Origin of the sequence: Amycolatopsis xylanica (assembly GCF_900107045.1) — a bacterium.
Classification (GTDB): Bacteria; Actinomycetota; Actinomycetes; order Mycobacteriales; family Pseudonocardiaceae; genus Amycolatopsis; species Amycolatopsis xylanica.
The window spans coordinates 124150-142380 of the sequence record NZ_FNON01000011.1 but is presented as its reverse complement, the minus strand read 5'-3'; the positions used below and the strand labels follow the sequence as shown (position 1 = coordinate 142380).

Below are 18231 nucleotides of genomic sequence, written 5' to 3'. Positions count from 1 at the left end.
CGCGGCCTCGGCGAGGTGTGGCGGAGGGCCGTCATACGCACGCGGTCTTGCAGCGCACCTTGGAGCTGTTGGAGGGTTTGGTTCCGGGACTGCACGAGGAGTACGCCGAGGCCGGGGCTTATCGGGGGCGGCGTGCACGGTTGTCAGCTGTGTCAGACGCCGATCGGCTGTGATCGTCGGGCGTGGTCGCCGTGCTCGACGACTTTGGCAGGAGATCGGCGCTTTTCAGTTCGGCAGCGACCTGCTCGGCATCTGGGGCGATGAGCGTGTCATCGGCAAACCGGCCGGTTCGGACCTCGGGCGTCTCAAGAAGACCTTGCCGATCGTGCCCGCGCTCGGCTTGGGGCCTGGGCTGAGGGCTCTATACGCGACCGATGTCGACTGCCGCGGTCGGATTCCCGCCTGGCGGTGTCGCTGGTGGGCCGTTCGGGAGCCCGCTCGTGGGCGGAGGGCGAGATTCGGCGTCGCCTCTCTCTCGCATGCCTGTGTCGCTCTCGCTCTGCGCTACTACCAGGACAGTGTGGGTCGTAAGCGCTGTTCCGCTGGACAGGGGAATCGGCTTGGCGGAGGGATTCTTCAGCGAGCGATGTGTGGTGAGTTAGGAGGGCACTTGGCGAGCCTTGGTGAAGGAGTCCCTGATCAAGCCGGGTTGTGCGTCTCGCCTCGGGTTTGGGTCTGTTGGGGTCGGATCTAGGGCGGTCCCGTATGGAAATTTCCGCTCGTGGGGTCGGGTGGTGTTTGTGGTCGCCGCGGAAATATCCATACGGACCGGGGCACTGTGGCCACAACTCCGCTTGGGCTCGCCAGAAGCTCCGGCCGGTACTTGCTGCCCGACTTGGCGCTGGGTTGGGCTGCCGTGGTCGTGGGGTGCGATGGGGGCAGTGAGGGTGATCGGGTAGGTGGTCGGCGGCATGGTGGTTCGGCCGAGGTTTGCGAGGGGCGGCCCCGGGATGGTTGATGGCTGGGCTTTCGGCCGCTGGGTGGCCGAAAGCCTGCGCGGCGGCGGGGTGGATTCCTGGGCTCTGCGCCCGTGCCCGTGGCTGTAGCCGGGGGTCGCGCGGCGAGGGGCGTTTCCGGTCTCTGCTGCGCACGTGTTGGAAGCATCGCGCCGAGTGCGGGTGAAGGCCACCGGCTTGCTTGCGATCAGGTTGTGGTGGTGTGCATGGTGTTGCGGCGGGGTGTGCGTGCGGGGTCGATGAACGCCGGGGGAATGAACTCGGGATATCCGTCGCTGGCGATGCGTACGTCCCAGTCGCTGTTGTGGATCAGCCGGTGATGCCGTCCGCAGAGCAGCACGAGATTGTCGATCCGGGTTTCTCCGTGGTGTGCCCAGAAAACGATGTGGTGTGCGGTGCATTGCTGCGGCGGCGCATCACATCCCGGGAAGGCGCACCCACCATCGCGGATGGCCAACGCGCGCCGTTGTGCCGGTGTCGCCAGGCGTTGCGCCCGGCCCACATCCAGTGGTTCGCCGTGAGAGCCGAGGGTGACCGGGATGACTTTGCAGTCGCAGGCGAGCAGGCGTGCTTCGGTGGCGCTAATGTCTCCGACCAGATCGAGGCAGGCGCGTCCGATGCCGGTCTTGAGTTCGTCGAGGCCGACGGTGACGACGACATGCACACTGTCCCCGGCCTGGCTCGGGATATCGGGGTTGCCCATGCCGATACGGACGAAGGTGGCGAACGCATCCCCCAACCGTTCCCATTGCGAGCGGGTGTCGCGGCCTTCTTCTTCAGACGCGGGGCGGGGTTTGGCGAGTGGGTCCAGGGTGGCTTTGAGCCGGGCGATGGTGTCCGCATCGGTTTTGATCTTTATGCCGTGGGTGCCGTCGCGATGGGTCACGAACCCGAGTTCATGACGCGGCTCGGCCGGATCCGGGTCTTTCGGCTCGCGCCCGTCCGGGTCGAGCCGATCCCGCAGGTTTTTCGCCGCGTGGCTGATCTGCCGAGGCCCTGCGGTGCGGGCGAGATTCACCAGAATCTGCTCACCGGTGTCGCGGTCTTCGGCTGAGATTGTGGGTGGTAGTGCGCCCAGGGCGGCGATGATCGGATCCAACTGCGCCGCCCCGAGATCACCATTCAATGCCGCGGCCGCGGCATGCGGTGCCAGCGCGGGAATCCGGGTGCCGCCGTCCTGCCGGGGGTTCAGGGCTCGGGCACGGTCGACGCGGGCTTTGGCTTCGGAGTGCTTGATCTGCACCCAATCGACCAGCATCCCCGGCACCGTCGCGTAACCGGTCACCTCCTTCACCCCACGAGACTCGATCTCGGCGAGGATCTGCCCCTGCTCGGCCTCCAGGCGCCGTTTCTCCCGCTCCCGGGCGACGTAGGCGAGCAGCAGCGTGTCTTTGTCGCAGCGCCACCACTCCGGTGGTGCTGCGGTGTCAGGACTTTCGGTGCTGATCATGCCTTCCATGCTACGCGTGTTCAGAGTCATATGCCACTAGACACACCGGGGCTTTCTTCGTTTTCCGCTTCAACCTTGAAGCAGTCTCCTTCTCGAGGTTCTCAGCGTCCTATTTGGACAGAAAGGGCGGTTGACCTTCCAGCAGCTCATGAACCGGAAAGACGTGGGAATGTATGCAAAGCCGGAAGGGTGCGCTTGGAACCCCTGGTGGGCAGAAGTAAGCGGGCTCCGAGGAGCGGCCTGGATCGGCTGGTTTCCGTGGAACGACGCCGATGCGGTCACGAAGGACGGCAAGTACCTCGGCACTGTTGTTCGCGAAAAGCAATCCACTGGCCATTCGGACCAGCGACCGTAGTCGTTACGGTCGGCTGCGGGTCCGTGCGCGGCCGACGGTGAAAGTCCAGCTGGAGAGCGCGAATGAGCGGCAGTTCTCGTCCCCCGCTGAGGAACCCACAGCGAGGCGACAGACAGGGCAGGGTGTATTCGCTGGGGCACCTCCCTGGCGGAGGTGCCCCAGCGCGGGGTCACGGCTGGGCCTGTTCGCGGGCCATGTATTCGGCGTACCAGACGGGCCAGGCTTCGTCGTAGTGGCCGAGTTCCTTTTCGTGCTCGCCGTGGGCGGTGGCCGCCCGGCGGAGGGCTTGTTCGAGGTCGGTTGTGGAGGTGTAGACCACGGTCATGGCCAAGGGTCCTTTCGGGTCAGCGGCCGGGGAGGCGCTCGGTGATCTCCTGGAGGAGCCAGGAGTTGCCGTCGGGGTCGGAGAAGGTGGCGAAGGAGTTGTAGCTGCGGCGGTCCGGGTCGGGGCCGGGGGCGTTGGCGCCGGTGGCGTCGCGGTGGTAGATCTCGGAGACCGTCACGCCGTGCTCGGTGAGCTCCGCGGTGGCCTTCTCGATGTCGGTGACCACCAGGTAGAGGTTCTGGGTGGAGCCGGGCTCGGCGGTGGTGATGCCGATGCCGAGGTGGATCGAGGTGGGGGAGCCCGGCGGGGTGAGCTGGACGACGCGGTTGCCGTTGCCGAGGGGGAAGTCGGCGTCCTCGCGCCAGCCGAGTGCCTTGTAGAAGTGCTTGGCGCGGTCGACGTCGGTGACCGGCAGGACCACTGCTTCGAGCTTCATGTCCATGGTGTTTCCCTTTCTTCTGGAGCGGTACGACAAGCGTGGCTCCGCCAGGGGTGCGCTCGCGCCAGTGAGACACACTGGCCAGGGTGCGGGGGACACTGGCCGCGCTAGGGTTGCGGGCATGTCGGAGCTGGTCGGCCGGGACGGCGAGCGGGAGATCCTCGATCGGCTGCTGGACAGTGCGCGGGCCGGTGCGGGGCGGGCGCTCGTGCTGCGGGGTGAGGCGGGCATCGGCAAGAGCGCGCTGCTGGACTATCTCGCGGCGCGTGCGGTGGACTGCCGGGTGGCGCGGGCGACCGGGGTCGAGTCGGAGCGGGAGCTCGCCTACTCCGGGCTGCATCAGATCTGCGCGCCCTACCTCGATCGGATCGAGGGGTTGCCGGGGCCGCAGCGGACGGCGCTCGGGACCGCGTTCGGGCTGACCGACGGGGCAACGCCGAACCGGTTCCTGGTCGGACTGGCCGTGTTGACCTTGCTGGCCGAGGTGGCCGAGGACCAGCCGCTGATGTGCCTGGTCGACGACGCGCAGTGGCTGGACCAGATGTCCGCGCAGATCCTCGCGTTCGTCGCCAGGCGGTTGCTGGCGGAGCAGATCGCGCTGGTGTTCGCGTTGCGGGAGGCCAATCCCGAGCTGGATCTCGCGGACCTGCCGCAGCTGGAGGTGCGGGGACTCGGCGAGCCGGAGGCCCGTGCGCTGCTCGACTCGGTGATCAAGGGGCCGCTCGACAGCCGGGTTCGCGATCGGATCGTCGCCGAGACGCACGGAAACCCGCTCGCGCTGCTGGAGTTGCCGCGGGCTTGGACGGCGGCCGAGCTGGTCGACGGGTTCGAGCAGCCGGATTCGCTGGCGGGGCGGATAGAGCAGTGCTTCCTCAAGCAACTGGAACCGGTGCCCGCCGACACTCGCCGCTTGCTGCTGACCGCCGCGGCCGAGCCGCTGGGTGACGCGACGCTGTTGTGGCGTGCGGCGGGTTTGCTGGGGCTGGGCGCCGATCCGGCGGCGGCCGCCGAGGCGACCGGGTTGATCGAGTTCGGGTCGCGGATCCGGTTCCGGCATCCGCTGGTGCGGTCGGCGGTCTACCGGTCGGCGACCCCGGCCGAGCGGCAGGAGGTGCACCGCGTGCTCGCGGCGGCCACCGACGCCGAGGTCGACCCCGACCGCCGGGCCTGGCATCGCGCGCAGGCCACGGTCTCACCCGATGAGGACGTCGCGGCCGATCTCGAACGGTCGGCCGTGCGGGCGTCGGCGCGGGGCGGGCGGGTCGCCGCGGCGGCTTTCCTCGAGCAGGCCGCGTTGCTCACGCCGGAGCCCGCGCGCCGCGCGCGGCGTGAACTCGAAGCGGCCAAGGCGAAACGTGAGGCCGGGGTGTTCGAAGCGGCGCTCGGACTGCTGGTTTCGGTCGACGCGGGGCCGCCCGACGCGCGCCGGGACGCCGAGGTGGAACGGCTGCGCGGGCAGATCGCGTTCGATCAGCGGCGGGGGAGCGACGCGGCCCGGCTGTTGCTGCGCGCGGCCGGGCGGCTCGATGAGCGTGAGGCTTATCTGGAAGCGCTCGGCGCCGCGATCTGGGCGGGCACGGGGATGGCGGAAGCGGCGGCAGCCGCGCGGTCCACGCCGTCCGGCCCGCCGAATGTCGTCGACCTCGTGCTCGACGGGCTCGCCACCCGGCTCACCGACGGCTACGTGGCCGCGGCGCCGGTGCTGACTCGAGCGCTCGAAGCCGTGCGCGCGCTGGACGACGGCACCGAAGACGTCGGCCGGATGCTGTGGCTGCTGGGGAACCGGGCGGGCGGGACCATCGCCACGGAGGTGCTGGATTTCGAGGCGGGGCACCTGTTCGCGACCCGTCAGGTCCGGCTCGCGCGGGAGAGCGGTGCTCTCGTGCAGCTGCAGTTCGCGCTCAACTTCCTCGCCAACCACGAGGTGCTGGCCGGGAACCTGGCGGCAGCGGAGGCGTTGATCGGCGAAGACCGCCTGGTCGCCGAGATGACCGGCGGCGAGACGGTCGGGTTCACCGCGATCCTGCTCGCCGCGTTCCGCGGTCACGAGGACGCGAACGGGCACATCACGGCCACCGCGCGGCAGGCCAGCGCGCGAGGTCAAGGCCGTGTGGTGCTCTTCGGTGACTACGCGAGAGCGGTGCTCTGCAACGGACTCGGGCGCCATGACGAGGCGCGGGACGCCGCCCGGCGCGCGTTCGAGCGCGACGCGGTCGGGCATCAGACGCTCGTCGCCGCCGAGCTGGCCGAGGCGGCCAGCCGGACCGGGGACAAGGAACTGCTGGCCGCCGCATGCACCCAGGTCGGCGAGCGCGCCCAGGCGATACCGACCGCGTGGGCGCTGGGCATCGAGGCTAGGGTCAAGGCGCTGACCGGTGAAGGCGAGCCCGACCGGTTGTATCGCGAGTCGATCGACCTGCTCGCGCGCACGCCGGTGCGCACCGACCTCGCCCGCGCTCACCTGCTCTACGGCGAATGGCTGCGCAGGGAAGGCCGCCGTGTCGACGCCCGTGAGCAGCTGCGGAAGGCCCACGACCTGCTGACCATGCTCGGCCTCGACGCCTTCGCCGACCGCGCGCGGCGCGAGCTGGCCGCCACCGGGGAGACCGCGCGCAAGCGGACCGTCGAGCCGACCGACGAGCTCACCGCGCAGGAGGCGCAGATCGCCAGGCTCGCCCGCGACGGCCTGTCCAACCCCGAGATCGGCACGCGGCTGTTCCTCAGTCCCCGCACGGTGGAATGGCACCTGCGCAAGATCTTCGGCAAGCTCGGGATCACCTCACGCAAGCAGCTCCGCGACGCTCAGCCGGACGCGGCCTGGGCGTAGCGGCTCGCCAGCGTCGCGAAGGCTTCGCGCAGTTCTGCGGGTCCGATGACTTCGAGGTCCGCGTCGAACCGGCCGAGTGTCGCCGCGAGCGCCGTCCATGACCAGGAACCCAGTGTGAGCCGGCAGCGGCCGTCGGCGAGTTCTTCGAGGACGCCGTCGCCGGCGAAGCGGGTGACCTCGGCGGCAGGCCGGTCGAGTATCACCTCGCCGTAGCAGGGCCAGCCCGCTTCGGAGCCTTGGAAACGGCTGGCCACGAACGCCGTCACGTCTTCGAGGTCGCGCGGGGTGAAGCGCGGCCCGGTCGGCGTGCGCGGCTCGATCTTGTCGGCGCGGAAGATGCGCCAGTCGTCGCGGTCGAGGTCCCAGGCGACGAGGTACCACCGGCCCGCCCTGGTGACCAGATGATGGGGCTGCACCTTGCGCCGCTGCTGACCGTCGTAGTCGAACCGCAGCACCTCGCAGGCGTGGACGGCGGCGGACAGCGTCATGAGCACGGCGCTGTCGGCCTGCTGCGGCGGGGCGATCGCGGTCACCTGGAGCAGGTCGATGCGATGACGCAGCCGCGCGGGCATGACCTGCCGGACGGTGGTCAACGCCCGCGCCGCGGCCTCCTCGATCCCGGCGCCCGAGGTGGTGGCGATCTGGAGCGCGACGGCGAGCGCGACCGCCTGGTCGTCGTCGAACAGCAGCGGCGGCAGGTCCGCGCCCGCGTCCAGGCGATACCCACCGTCGGGGCCCTTGATCGCCTGGATGGGATAGCCGAGTTCGCGCAGTCGGTCGACGTCGCGGCGCACCGTGCGCTGGCTGATCTCGAGCCGCTCGGCCAGCAGCGCGCCCGGCCAGTCCCGGCGCGCTTGCAGCAGTGAGAGCAGGGACAGCAGCCGTGCTGAAGTTTTCGGCATGAATTCGATCCTGCCATGAGAAGAGGCCACACCCTGTCCTCTACCTCTGCGAAGGTTCCTCTCATGACACAGAACGAACGAGCCGACCTCATCGCCGAACTCGCGGAAGCCCGATCCGCGCTGATCAAGACCGTCCAGGACCTCGGCGATAACCAGCTCGGCGAGCGTCCGACGGTCAGCGCGCTGTCACTCGGTGGACTGATCAAGCACGTCGCGTCCATCGAAGAGTCGTGGCAGCGGTTCATCGTCGAAGGGCCGTCTGCGATGAACTTCGACCTGCCCGAAGGCGTCACCTGGGCCGATTTCGCGGCGGGCACCGCGCGCGAGTATCCGCAGTGGGCGATCGACCATCAGAACGACTTCCAGATGCTGCCGGGTGACACGCTCGCCGGGATCCTCGCCCGCTACGAGAAGGTCGCGGCGCGCACCGAGGAGATCGTCGAGACTGTCGACTTGTCGGCCACGCAGCCGCTGCCGGACGCGCCGTGGAACGAGCCGGGCTCGGTGCGCAGCGCCCGGCGGGTGCTGCTGCACGTGATCGCCGAAACCGCGCAGCACGCCGGGCACGCCGACATCCTGCGTGAGTCGATCGACGGCCGAAAGGCGACCTGACCCGGCCGATCGGCCGATACCGCGGTGGTGGGGCGCCGACAGGCTCGTGGCATGAAAAGAAAACCATGGGCACTGGGCACGATCGTGACGGCCTTGCTGCTCACCGGGCCACCGGCGTTCGCGTCGCCCACCCCTGGCGCGCCAGGGGTGGGCGACGCGCTGTGGCCGAACGCGGGCAACGGCGGCTACCGGGTCGAACGGCAGCGGCTGTCCTTCGACTTCCCCGCGGACCTGGAGACCTACACCGCGACGTCGGTGCTGAGCCTGCGCGCGACGCAATCGTTGTCCCGCTTCGATCTCGACCTGCTCGGCCCGCGGGTGCGCGAGGTCAAGGTCGACGGGAAACCGGCGACCTGGCAGTCCACTTCGGACGGTGAACTGGTCATCACCCCGCTGCGGCCGATCCGCGACGGGGCCCGGTTCACCGTGAGCGTCACGGTCTTCAACACCGCGCCGGACCTGGAAAAGAATCCGCCGAGCAAGCCCGAAGACCTCGTCAACGGCATGTGGCGTGCCGGGAACTACATCCAACTCCACAACCAGCCGGTCGGCGCGCGGCGGGTGCTCGCGGTGGACGACCATCCGTCGGCGAAGGCGCCGACCACGGTCTCCATCACCACTACGGGATCGGCGAACTCCGTCGCGAACGGGAAACTCGTGTCGACCACGGTGTCGGGGGAGCGCACGACGCGCGTGTTCGACGAACCCCGGCCGCTGGCCACCCAGCTGCTGCAGGTCGGGGTCGGCCCGTTCACCGTCGTGCACCGGAGCGGCCCGGACGGGATCGACCTGCGGTACGCGGTGCCGTCGGACCTGGCCGACGCGGTCCTTCCCCAGCTGGACAAGACCTTTCCGGAGGCGATCGAATTCCTCGAGCGGCGGCTGGGCCGGTTTCCTGGCTCGATAGCGGGTGTCTACGCGACGCCGACTGGCGGTGCGCTGGAAACCCAGGGACTCACGTGGCTCAGCGCCGGTCAGCTCACGCCGGAGAACTACGAGGCCAATGGGGTCGACGGCACGGTCGCGCACGAGATCGTGCACGAGTGGTTCGGCGATTCGGTCGCGCCTGCCCGCTGGTCCGATCTGTGGCTGAGCGAAGGCCACGCCAGGTTCTACGAATGGGCGTGGAACGAAGCGCATGGCCGCTCGACCGTCGAACAGAACGCGCGCCACGCCTATGAAGTGCATCGGAAGCACTGGCTCGAGAAGTACGGGCCGGTCGCCGCGCCCGACCCGGCGAGTTTCGGCGGGTCCGACGACCGGCCGTTCTCCGAGGGTGTCTACGCGGGCGGCGCGCTGACGCTGTACGCGTTGCGGCAGCAGGTGGGCGACGCGGTGTTCGAGCGGATCGAGCGGGCGTGGGTGACCGAGAACCACGACAGCACGGGCAGTACCGAGCAGTTCATCGCGACCGCGTCACGGGTCGCCGGTCAGGATCTCGGGCCGTTCCTGCGGAGTTGGCTCTACGGCAAGGGAACGCTGCCGCCGATGCCGGGACATCCGGACTGGCGCGCCGCCTAGCGCACCCGGGATAAAGCGGGCTTTATCTCAGTCCGGGATAAAGCGGGCTTTATCTCAGCGTGGGATAAAGCGGGCTTTATCCCGGAAAAGCACCGGGATAAAGCCCGCTTTATCCTGCCCCTCTAGATGCGCGCCCAGAGCGCGGGGGTGTTCGGGGGCTCCCAGCCCACCTGCGAGGTGTGCGGCTGGAGCACCCGGTAGGAGGCGCCGTCGTAGGTGACGGTCGCGCCCGAGCCGTAGTACGTGTTCGGCGCCCAGGTGCCGCTCGGCGGGTTCTGGGTCGTCGTGGTCTGGCTGGTCGGCGTGGTGGTCGTGCTGCTCGGCGGAGTCGAGCCCGAGGTCACCAGGCGCAGGCCGTAGGTGCTCAGGATCACCGACACCGGCTGGAAGTAGAACGTGCCGCCGGAGGTGCAGTTGCCGGAGCCACCGGAGGTGACGCCCTGCGCCTGGTCACCGGAGAGCCACGAGCCGCCGGAGTCGCCGGGCTCGGCGCAGGCGTTGGTCCTGGTCAGGCCGGTGACGGTGCCCTGCGGGTAGGTGACGGAGGCGTTCTTCTGCTGGATGGTGCCGCAGTGCCAGCCGGTGGTGGACCCGGAGCGGCAGACCGAAGCGCCGATCGCGGCCTCCTGCGAACCGGCGACCGGCACGGTGCCGGGGTAGCGGTTGACCAGGCCACGCGGGGTGTTGCCGGCGTCGGCGCGGACCCAGGCGTAGTCGTTGCCGGGGAAGACCGAGGCGGCGACCGTGCCGCTCGGGTTCGAGGTGCGGGTGCCCGCCGTGCCGCAGTGCCCGGCGGTCACGAAGCCGCCTTCGACCGAGAAGCCGATGGAACAGCGGCCGGAGCCGAAGGTGTAGGCGTTGCCGCCGATGATGTCGATCAACGGCACCGGCTTTTCATTGGTGGTCTCGACGCGGACCAGGTCGGCGCGCACACCCGACTTCGCGGCCCATGCCTTCGCCGCGGCTTCGGCGCCGGGGTTGGCCGAGACGACCACCTTGTTGGTGGTGACGTCGACGTACCAGCCGGGCACCGACGGCGGGACGTCGGCGGATTTGGTGTCCAGCAAGGCTTTCGCGGAGTCCAGCTGGGCGGCGCCGACGGCGACGGGCTGCGCGATGGCGCCGGCCGCGCGTACTTTGGCTTCCTGTGAGGAATCCGCGACCGCCACGGTCAGCGTCGTGCCGGTGGAATCAAGCCACGAGCCGCCATAAGCGGCGCCTAGTTGGCTCCGCAGCGCGCTGTCGGTGGTCGCGGCGTGCTGCTCGGCGGCGAGGCGGGCCTGCGCCTGCTGCGGGGTGAGGTTCAGGTCGCGCGCCATGGCGGTCAGGATTTCCGACTGCGCGCCGGCGTTCGCGCTCGGCGTGAGCGCCAGTGCCGTGACCAGACCGGCTCCGGTGATGGCGGCCGCGGCGGCCGCTACGATTTTCCGTTTCATTGTTCGAGCGCTCCTCGGGCGGGGGGAGGTGGATCTCGGTCCCCGACCGTACGAGGCCGCTCACCCAAGTGGTACATACCATTTGGGTCATATCGCCGAGTCCGCGTAGCTCACCCCCCATTCCGGGTTGGCTTCGAGGAAACGCGCGTAACTCGGCCGGTGCTCGGACAGCTCACGGTAGACCGCGCGGGACAGCGCGATCATCTCGGCGGCGAACAGGCCCATCTCGCCGCGATGCGACCAGCCGATGAGATGCCGCCAGCTCAACGGATTCCCCGCGATCGGCACCGCGACGACGCCGGGGAACTCGCGGAACGTGGGCTGGCACAACACGACCGCGTGGCCGGACTCGACCATATCGACGCAGGCCAGCACGTCCGTCTCGTACAGATTGCGTGGCGTGAACCCGGCTTTCGCGCAGGCGGACACGAAGCAGTCGGCGAAGCAGCCGTCGCCGGGGGTGGCGCACCAGCGTTCGTCCGCGAGCGCGGCGAGCTCGACCGCGTCGTCCTTCGCGTGCGGGTGCCGCGTGGAGAGCAGGACGAACACCGGATCGGTCGCGAGCGTCTGCCAGCGCACGCCCGGTTCCGGGGGCGGCGGGGCGTCACCGCAGACGCCGATGAACGCGAAGTCCAGACTTCCGTCGGACAGCAGGGACGCGAGTTCGTTCGCCGACCACGACGCGTGCGGGGCGACGTGGGTCTCCGGATGCAGGGTGCCGAGGCGTTGCACGAGCCCGCCGAGCATCGGGCCGGACGTCGAGCCGAGCCGTAAGGTCAGCGGCTCGCCGGAATGGATGTGCTGGGCCAGCCGCGCCGCCTCGTCGTGCAGCGCCGAGACGGCGGGCAGCAGCATCCTCGCCCGGTCGAGCACGAGCTTGCCGAGCGCGGTCGGGCGGGTGCCCGCGTGGTCGCGCAGGAACACCGCGCCGCCGAGGGTGCGCTCGATGCGCTTGAGCTGGGCCGTGAGCGCGGGCTGCGCCATCCCGAGCGTGTTCGCGGCCTTGGTGATGCTTCCCAGTTCGGCGATCGCGCACACGATCCGCAAATGGCGCAGCTCCAGCTCCATCCGTCTACGTTAGATCCGATTAATGGTCCCGGCCAAGCGACGGAAGTTACCCGGTAATGGGCGGAGTGAACGCCGCGCCGCCAATTCGGGCCCTTTCTCGTCGTCCAGCGCGAGCGGCGCAGTGGTATAGACCGCGCGTCGTCGCAGGTCCGGGGCGGCGTCGACGCCGGACGCGGAGCCGAGGTCGTGCCCCATATGAGGCCGCCGCCCGGGAGGAGCGTGGTCGCCAATCCGGAAGAAAGACAGTGCACTCCCGTCGCGGGGCAGGGCGGACAACTCGGCCTGCTGGTCCGGTGGGAGCAGCTCGCCGCGGAAGTTGTCCAGGTCGGACGGTGTCCGGCAGGACGCCAGGGAGAGTGGTCTGGACCCGTTCTCTGTCTTCAGAGGGATCAGGATCCGTTCTCACGCCAGATGGCGGGCGGTCTCCGGACGCTTAGTTTTCGCCTATGATCAAACACCTTCTGGCCATACCGATCTTGGCGGCGGCGCTCTGCCCGCCTGTTCGGCCCGCGATCGCGTGGCATTCCTGCGAAGACACCCGGCTGGCCGCGGCGGGCGCGCGGTGCGGTGAGATCCGCGTCCCGCTCGACTATCAGGGCGACCGGACGATCTCGGTGGCCGTGGCCCGGCGGCCCGCGACGGGCCACAAGCGCGGAGCGCTGATGGTCAACAACGGCGGGCCGGGGCCGTCGCTCGACGCGGTGCTGCTCGACGGCCCGCTCGCAGCCCAGTACGACCTGATCGCGATCGATCCGCGGTTCTTCGGGCGGAGCACGCCGCTGGAATGCGGCTGGACGACCGGCGACTACCTGCGCAGCGCCCAGTTCGCGAGCCCGGACCGGCCCGCGTTCGAGCAGAGCGTCGCGGCGGCGAAGAGCCTCGCGGCACGCTGCGCGCCGGATCGCGAGCTGCTGCCACACGGGTCGACGCGGAACATCGCCCGTGACCTCGATGCCGTGCGTGCCGCGCTCGGCGAACCGCGCATCTCGTATCTGGGCTGGTCTTACGGCGGCTATCTCGGGGCTGTCTACCTGCAGATGTTCCCGGGGCGCGCGGACCGCGTCGTGCTCGACAGCCCGGTCGGCCCCGATGCCTACGGCCCCGCGCTGACCAGGGAAACCGGGCCCGCCGATGCCGCGGCCTTGGCCGATTGGGCCACCTGGGCGGCGGTCCACAATGGACAGCTGGGCGCCACGGCGGCCGATGTTTTGTCCACTGTGGACGAGATCGCCGCGCGGACGCCGTTCCGGCTGGGGGAGTACCGGATCGATGCCGCCATGCTGCCCGGACTGCTGCTGACGGCCGTCGACAGCGACGCGTTCTACGCCGAACTGACCGCGCAGGTGCGCGTGCTGCGTGACGCGGCGCGTGGTCTCGCGGTCACTCCGACGCCGGATCAGGCCGAGCGGCTCGCCCTTTATCGCAGCCAGGACGTCGTCGCCGAGTTCGGTTTCAGCGCCGGGGTCGCCAACCGGTGCGCGGACCGGGCGGCGGCACGGGATCCCGAGACGTACTGGCGCGACATGGAAGCGCATCGCGCGGCGGAGCCGTTCTTCGGCTCACTGGCTCGCCAGATCACGCCATGCGCGTTCTGGCCTGCTCAGCCCGCCGAGCCGCCGACCAGGGTCGACGTCACGCATTCCGCGCTCGTGGTCGGCGCGACCGGCGATCCGGCGGCGCCGTATCCGGGACAGCAGGCCATGCACGGCGTGATTCACGGCTCGCGCATGGTCACGCTCGGCGGAGCTTTCCGCCATGGCGTTTACCGGTCCGAGGGCACGCAATGCGTCGGGGACCTCGTCGAGCGCTATCTGCTCGACGGCATGCTGCCCGGCGGGGATGTCACGTGCGCTCGCCCGGCTTGACCAGGCCCGCCTCGTAGGCGGTGATCACCGCCCGCACCCGGTCACGGACGCCGAGCTTCGCCAGCACGCTGCTGACGTGGGTCTTCACCGTGCCCGTCGCGACCACCAGGCGGTCGGCGATCTCGGCGTTCGACCAGCCCTTGGCCATCTCGACCAGCACCTCCCGCTCCCGCTCGGTCAGCCCGCCGACCAAGCGCTCGGCGGCCGGATCGAGCCCGGGGGACAGCCGGTCGAGCAGCCGCCGGGTGGTCGACGCGGCGAGCACGGCGTCGCCCGCGTGCACGGTGCGCACCGCGGCGAGCATGTCCTCGGGCGGCGCGTCCTTGAGCAGGAACCCGCTCGCGCCCGCCCTGATCGCCGCGAGCGCGTGCTCGTCGAGGTCATACGTGGTCAGCACCAGCACTTTCGGCGGCTCGGGCGCCGCGAGCACGCGCCGGGTCGCCTCGATGCCGTCGAGGATCGGCATCCGCACGTCCATGACGATGACATCGGGCCGCAGCCTGCGGGCCTCGCGCACCCCGGCGAGCCCGTCACCCGCCTCGCCGACCACGGTGAGATCGGGCTGCGAGTCGATGACCATCCGGAACCCGGCGCGGACCAGCGCCTGGTCTTCGACGAGCAGCACCCGGACCGTCATAGCGGGATCCGGGCGCTCAGCACCCGCCCGCCGCCGGGCCGAGGCTCCAGGGTGACAACGCCACCGTAGGCATTCGCACGTTCTCGCATTCCCACCAATCCGTAGCCGCTCGTGGCCGTGCCGGGCGTGCCCCGGCCGTCGTCGCGCACGTCGATCTCCAGCTGCCGTGGTCCCCAGCGGACCGACACCTCGGCTTCCGCGCACGGGCCCGCGTGCTTGAGCACGTTGGTCAGTCCCTCCTGCACAATCCGGTAAGCCACCAGGCCGAGCCCTGGCTCGACGTCCGGCGGGGCCTCGATCTCGAGGCTGACGGCTAGCCCGCCCGAGCGAACCTGCTCGACCAGCGCGGGAACGTCCCCGAGACCCGGCATCGGCTCGGTCGTGGGCCCGTCGCGCAGCACTCCGAGCACTCGCCGGGTCTCGGCGAGCGCCTGCCTGCCGTAATCGGCGATCGTGGTGAGCGCGTTCGCGCGTGCCTCGGGCGAGGTGGCGTAGCGGCCGCCGTCGGCCTGGGCGATCAGGACTGCGAGGGAGTGCGCGACGACGTCGTGCATTTCGCGGGCGATCCGCGTCCGCTCGAGCAGCCGCGCGCGGTCCGCGAGCGTCTCGGCCTGCCTGCGGCGCACCCCGGCGAGCGTCCCGATCGCCCAGGCCGCGACGACGACACTGGTCAGGAACGCGCCGGTGAGCAGGTGCGCTTCGGCCGAGGTGGCGAGCTGGGGCCAGCTGAGGCCGCCGAGGACCGCGCCCGCCAGGCCCACCCCGAGCGCGCCGTTGCTCGCCCACGGCTTGCCGTACGCCGCGGCCGCGTGGATCACGATCGGCACCGCGAGATCGGCGGGGAGCGCGCCGATGGTGTCGCGCACGGTCAGCCACTGCACGAACGCGACGGCCAGCACGACCCCCGCGACCGGCGCCGGATACCGCCTCCGCACGGCCAGCGGCAGCAGCAAACCCAGCGTCAGCAGGAAATACGCGCCGTCCCCGCGGACGGCCACGCCGAACAGCGTCCAGCAGGCGACGAGGACCGCGGTCGCGGCGGCATCGACGAGCGGCTCATGCCCGCGCATCCAGGAATCGACCCGTTCACCGAGCACACCGCGACTATAGGGACCCGCCCTGGGGGCCGGCGTCTGTCTCGCGGGTTAGGCCGAACGCGAGGATCCGCGCGGTGATGAGCTCGGCCTTCTCCAAGGACAGGCCGTGGCCCGTCTTCGGGACCACTTCGGAGCTGATGTTCGGATTGAGCTTCTTGAGGCGTACCAGCACTTCCCGGGAATCGTGGATGACACTGCGCTCGCCGAGCACGATCCGGGTCGGCACGGTGATCGAGCGCAGTTCGTCGTCGGTGAACAGGTGTTGAGGCACCGGTTGCATCCGATACTTGAGGCCCCGCAGCAGCAGTGGCCGGAACGAGCGCCGGACCACCGGGTCCCCGGCCGCGACCAGCCGCAGTAGTGGCAGCGGCAGGAACCAGCGGAAGATCTCCGTCATGCTCCACCAGACAAACCGCTTGCCGATCAGCCCGAAGCCCGCGGGTTCCAGCTCCCGTGCCGGTACCGGCCACTTCTCGAGCAGGGCGTCATAGGTCGCGAAATACCGGTTCCTCGCCTTGTCGTTCACGAACTCGCCGAGCATGGGACCTCCCCAGGTTTTTATAGTGCACTTGCACTATAACCGCTCGTGACCACCGCTGCCAGGTGTGGCACAGTGATCGCGTGCCCAAACGCGTTGACCACGACCAGAGAAAGCGCGAGATCGCGGAGGCCCTCTACCGCATCGCCTCGGCGCAGAGCCTGCAGGCGGTCACGTTGCGTGCGGTCGCCGCCGAGGCGGGCATCTCGATGAACCTGGTCCAGTACTACTTCCAGACCAAGGAGGAGATGCTGCGTTTCGCCTGGCGGCGCATGGTCGAGCTGAGCGGCGAACGTGCGGCGGACGGCGTCGGCCACGCGCTGCGCACCGGGGACGAACGCGCGGTGGTGCGTGCGTACCTGTCCGGCGTCCTGCCCTCCGACGAGCGAAGCCGCATGCTCTGCGCGGTCCAGATCGCCTACTTCGCCGTCGACGTCACGCGTGGGCGCCAGGACCCCGACGAAGAAGCGCTGCTCCCGCATCTGGTGCGTGCGCTGGCCGAGCAGCTCCGGAAAGCCCAGGCGGGCGACCGTGTTCCGGCCGATGTCGATCCCGGCTTGGAGGCCGACGCGCTCGCGGCGATGGCCGCCGGGCTGGTCACCGGGATCTTGGTCGACGCCTACACCGCGGAACAGGCGATGGCGATCGTGGACTATCGGCTCGATCGGCTTTTCTCCGCGGCCTGAGTGGTGCGGGCCGACGAATCTCGGCCGCGGTGTCCGTGCGTGTGGACGAACCGGCGGCGTCGTCGCGGTGCCACGGTGAGGGGAACCGCACCGCGACGCACGAAGAGGGACGAGGATGAATCGGGAACTGCAGCCATTGCTCGACGAGTGGGCGCGCGAGGCCGGCGTGCCGGGTGCCTCGGTGGGCATCCTGCACGACGGCGAAGAGTCGCTGCTCACCACCGGGGTGTCCAGTGTGGACACCGGGCAGGCGGTGGAGCCGGGCACGCTGTTCATGATCGGCTCGACGAGCAAGACGTTCACCGCGGCCGCGGTGCTGGCGCTGGTCGAGGACGGCGTGCTGGATCTCGACGAGCCGGTCGCGAAGTACCTGCCCGAGTTGCGGCTGGCCGATCCCGTCGCGCGCGACACCATCACCACGCGGCATCTGCTCACGCATTCCGCCGGGTTCCTCGGGGACGTGGACATCGCCTCCGGGTGGGGTTCGGACGCGCTCGCCGCGGCCGCCGCGCGCTTCGACGAGCTGCCCCAGGTGTTCGGGGTCGGCGAGGTTTTCTCCTACAGCAACTCGGGTTTCCTGCTGGCGGGCCGGGTGGCCGAGGTGGTTTCGGGCCTCGGGTACGAGGATCTGGTGCGGGAACGGCTGCTGGAACCGCTGGACATGACCGATTCGTGGTTCCTGCCATGGGATGTGCTGACCAGGCCGCACGCCGTCGGCCATGTGCTGCGTGACGGGAAGTCCGAAGTGGCGCACGACATCGGCCTCACGCGCTCGCTCAATCCCGGTGGGGGACTGTGGTCGACGGCGGCCGACCAGCTGCGGTGGGCGAGGTTTTTGCTTACTGGGCAAGCGAAAGACGCGCCACCGCTCAGTGACGCGACCAGGGCGCTGTGGCGGACCCCGCAGCGCGCGGCCGCGTGCCCGATCGAGCAGATCGCGCTGGGCTGGATGGTCACCCGGCATGGCGACGCCGAGATCGTCCGGCATGGCGGCAACGTCAGCAACCTGCAGCTGTCCGACTTCATCACCGTGCCCGCCGAGAACTTCGCGGTCACCGTGCTGACCAACGGTGTCGGTGGCGGCGTGCTGGGGCCGAAGGTGGTCGACTGGTGCCTGGAGAACCTGGCAGGCCTGCCCGCGCTCGAAGCCAAGCCGGTCGTGCCGACCGACCCGGCGGAGTACGCCGGGAGCTTCCCGACCGGTGATCTGGGGTTCGAGTTCACCGTGCGCGACGGCGGTTTGTGGGCTCGGATGGTGGCGACCGACGGCACGATCGAGACCCCGCCCGCCTTCGAGGTCGCCTTCGTGGCCGAGGACGTGGTGGCCAGGGCGGCCGACACACGCAGGCCGCTGGCCCGGTTCCTGCGTGACGAGCACGGCGAGGTGTCCGCCGTGGAGTTCGGGCTCCGTACCGCTCAGCGTGAGCGTTCCAGACTAACCGCGTAGGCCAACAGAGGTGAATCGATCACAATCCTTGACACCTAGGAAGAAAGGAACATACATAGGCTCGAGTTCA

15 protein-coding genes are annotated in these 18231 nt (G+C 69.9%); 6 read left to right on the top strand and 9 right to left on the bottom strand.

What is annotated here, in order from left to right:
- Positions 1-1143: 1143 nt before the first annotated feature.
- The 3 genes from BLV57_RS37155 to BLV57_RS37150 form a co-directional block, all read right to left on the bottom strand.
- Positions 1144-2406: an HNH endonuclease signature motif containing protein gene (locus BLV57_RS37155; RefSeq protein WP_091297850.1), complete on the bottom strand. Its 1263-nt coding sequence runs from the start codon at positions 2404-2406 to the stop codon at positions 1144-1146.
- 524 nt (positions 2407-2930) lie between these two features.
- The gene (locus BLV57_RS43520) at positions 2931-3086 is read right to left on the bottom strand and encodes a hypothetical protein (protein ID WP_176968983.1); all 156 of its coding nucleotides are present in this window, start codon (positions 3084-3086) and stop codon (positions 2931-2933) included.
- 19 nt (positions 3087-3105) lie between these two features.
- A complete protein-coding gene (locus tag BLV57_RS37150; RefSeq protein WP_176968982.1) occupies positions 3106-3528 on the bottom strand; it encodes a VOC family protein in 423 nt (140 codons plus the stop codon).
- Positions 3529-3646: 118 nt separating this feature from the next.
- Here BLV57_RS37150 and BLV57_RS37145 point away from each other — a divergent pair, with 118 nt between their 5' ends.
- A complete protein-coding gene (locus BLV57_RS37145) occupies positions 3647-6352 on the top strand; it encodes a helix-turn-helix transcriptional regulator (RefSeq protein WP_091297847.1) in 2706 nt (901 codons plus the stop codon).
- Here BLV57_RS37145 and BLV57_RS37140 read toward each other — a convergent pair.
- Positions 6328-7254 (bottom strand): helix-turn-helix transcriptional regulator, encoded by a 927-nt coding sequence (locus BLV57_RS37140; RefSeq protein ID WP_091297845.1) that lies wholly within the window; start codon positions 7252-7254, stop codon positions 6328-6330. The two genes, BLV57_RS37145 and BLV57_RS37140, sit on opposite strands and share 25 nt — an antisense overlap.
- Positions 7255-7317: 63 nt before the next feature.
- On the opposite strand from BLV57_RS37140, the gene BLV57_RS37135 reads away from it, so the two are divergent.
- Together BLV57_RS37135 and BLV57_RS37130 are read left to right on the top strand one after the other, a co-directional pair.
- Positions 7318-7866: a DinB family protein gene (locus tag BLV57_RS37135; RefSeq protein ID WP_091297842.1), complete on the top strand. Its 549-nt coding sequence runs from the start codon at positions 7318-7320 to the stop codon at positions 7864-7866.
- 51 nt (positions 7867-7917) lie between these two features.
- The gene (locus BLV57_RS37130; RefSeq protein ID WP_091297841.1) at positions 7918-9387 is read left to right on the top strand and encodes a M1 family metallopeptidase; all 1470 of its coding nucleotides are present in this window, start codon (positions 7918-7920) and stop codon (positions 9385-9387) included.
- Between the two features lie 122 nt (positions 9388-9509).
- On the opposite strand, the gene BLV57_RS37125 is transcribed toward BLV57_RS37130, so the two are convergent.
- A complete protein-coding gene (locus BLV57_RS37125; protein WP_091297838.1) occupies positions 9510-10823 on the bottom strand; it encodes an alpha-lytic protease prodomain-containing protein in 1314 nt (437 codons plus the stop codon).
- Positions 10824-10910: 87 nt separating this feature from the next.
- Positions 10911-11891: a LysR family transcriptional regulator gene (locus BLV57_RS37120; RefSeq protein WP_091297835.1), complete on the bottom strand. Its 981-nt coding sequence runs from the start codon at positions 11889-11891 to the stop codon at positions 10911-10913.
- Between the two features lie 446 nt (positions 11892-12337).
- On the opposite strand from BLV57_RS37120, the gene BLV57_RS37115 reads away from it, so the two are divergent.
- Positions 12338-13756 carry an alpha/beta hydrolase gene (locus BLV57_RS37115; RefSeq protein WP_091297833.1) on the top strand — a complete coding sequence of 473 codons (1419 nt, stop codon included), beginning with the start codon at positions 12338-12340 and terminating at the stop codon, positions 13754-13756.
- On the opposite strand, the gene BLV57_RS37110 is transcribed toward BLV57_RS37115, so the two are convergent.
- Genes BLV57_RS37110 through BLV57_RS37100 form a run of 3 tightly spaced genes read right to left on the bottom strand, consistent with a single transcriptional unit; the run spans position 13734 to position 16031 of the window.
- A complete protein-coding gene (locus tag BLV57_RS37110; protein WP_091297831.1) occupies positions 13734-14393 on the bottom strand; it encodes a response regulator in 660 nt (219 codons plus the stop codon). The two genes, BLV57_RS37115 and BLV57_RS37110, sit on opposite strands and share 23 nt — an antisense overlap.
- On the bottom strand, positions 14390-15490 hold the full coding sequence (locus tag BLV57_RS37105) for a sensor histidine kinase (RefSeq protein WP_176968981.1): 1101 nt from the start codon (positions 15488-15490) through the stop codon (positions 14390-14392). The genes BLV57_RS37110 and BLV57_RS37105 overlap by 4 nt, the downstream gene beginning before the upstream one ends.
- Before the next feature lie 7 nt (positions 15491-15497).
- Positions 15498-16031 carry an alpha/beta fold hydrolase gene (locus BLV57_RS37100; protein WP_091297829.1) on the bottom strand — a complete coding sequence of 178 codons (534 nt, stop codon included), beginning with the start codon at positions 16029-16031 and terminating at the stop codon, positions 15498-15500.
- A gap of 80 nt (positions 16032-16111) precedes the next feature.
- Between BLV57_RS37100 and BLV57_RS37095 the strand changes: the two genes are divergently transcribed.
- Both BLV57_RS37095 and BLV57_RS37090 read left to right on the top strand, forming a co-directional pair.
- Positions 16112-16714, top strand: coding sequence for a TetR/AcrR family transcriptional regulator (locus tag BLV57_RS37095; protein ID WP_091297827.1), 603 nt, complete (start codon positions 16112-16114; stop codon positions 16712-16714).
- A 115-nt stretch (positions 16715-16829) separates the two neighbouring features.
- Positions 16830-18161 (top strand): serine hydrolase domain-containing protein, encoded by a 1332-nt coding sequence (locus tag BLV57_RS37090; RefSeq protein ID WP_091297824.1) that lies wholly within the window; start codon positions 16830-16832, stop codon positions 18159-18161.
- Positions 18162-18231 lie beyond the last annotated feature (70 nt).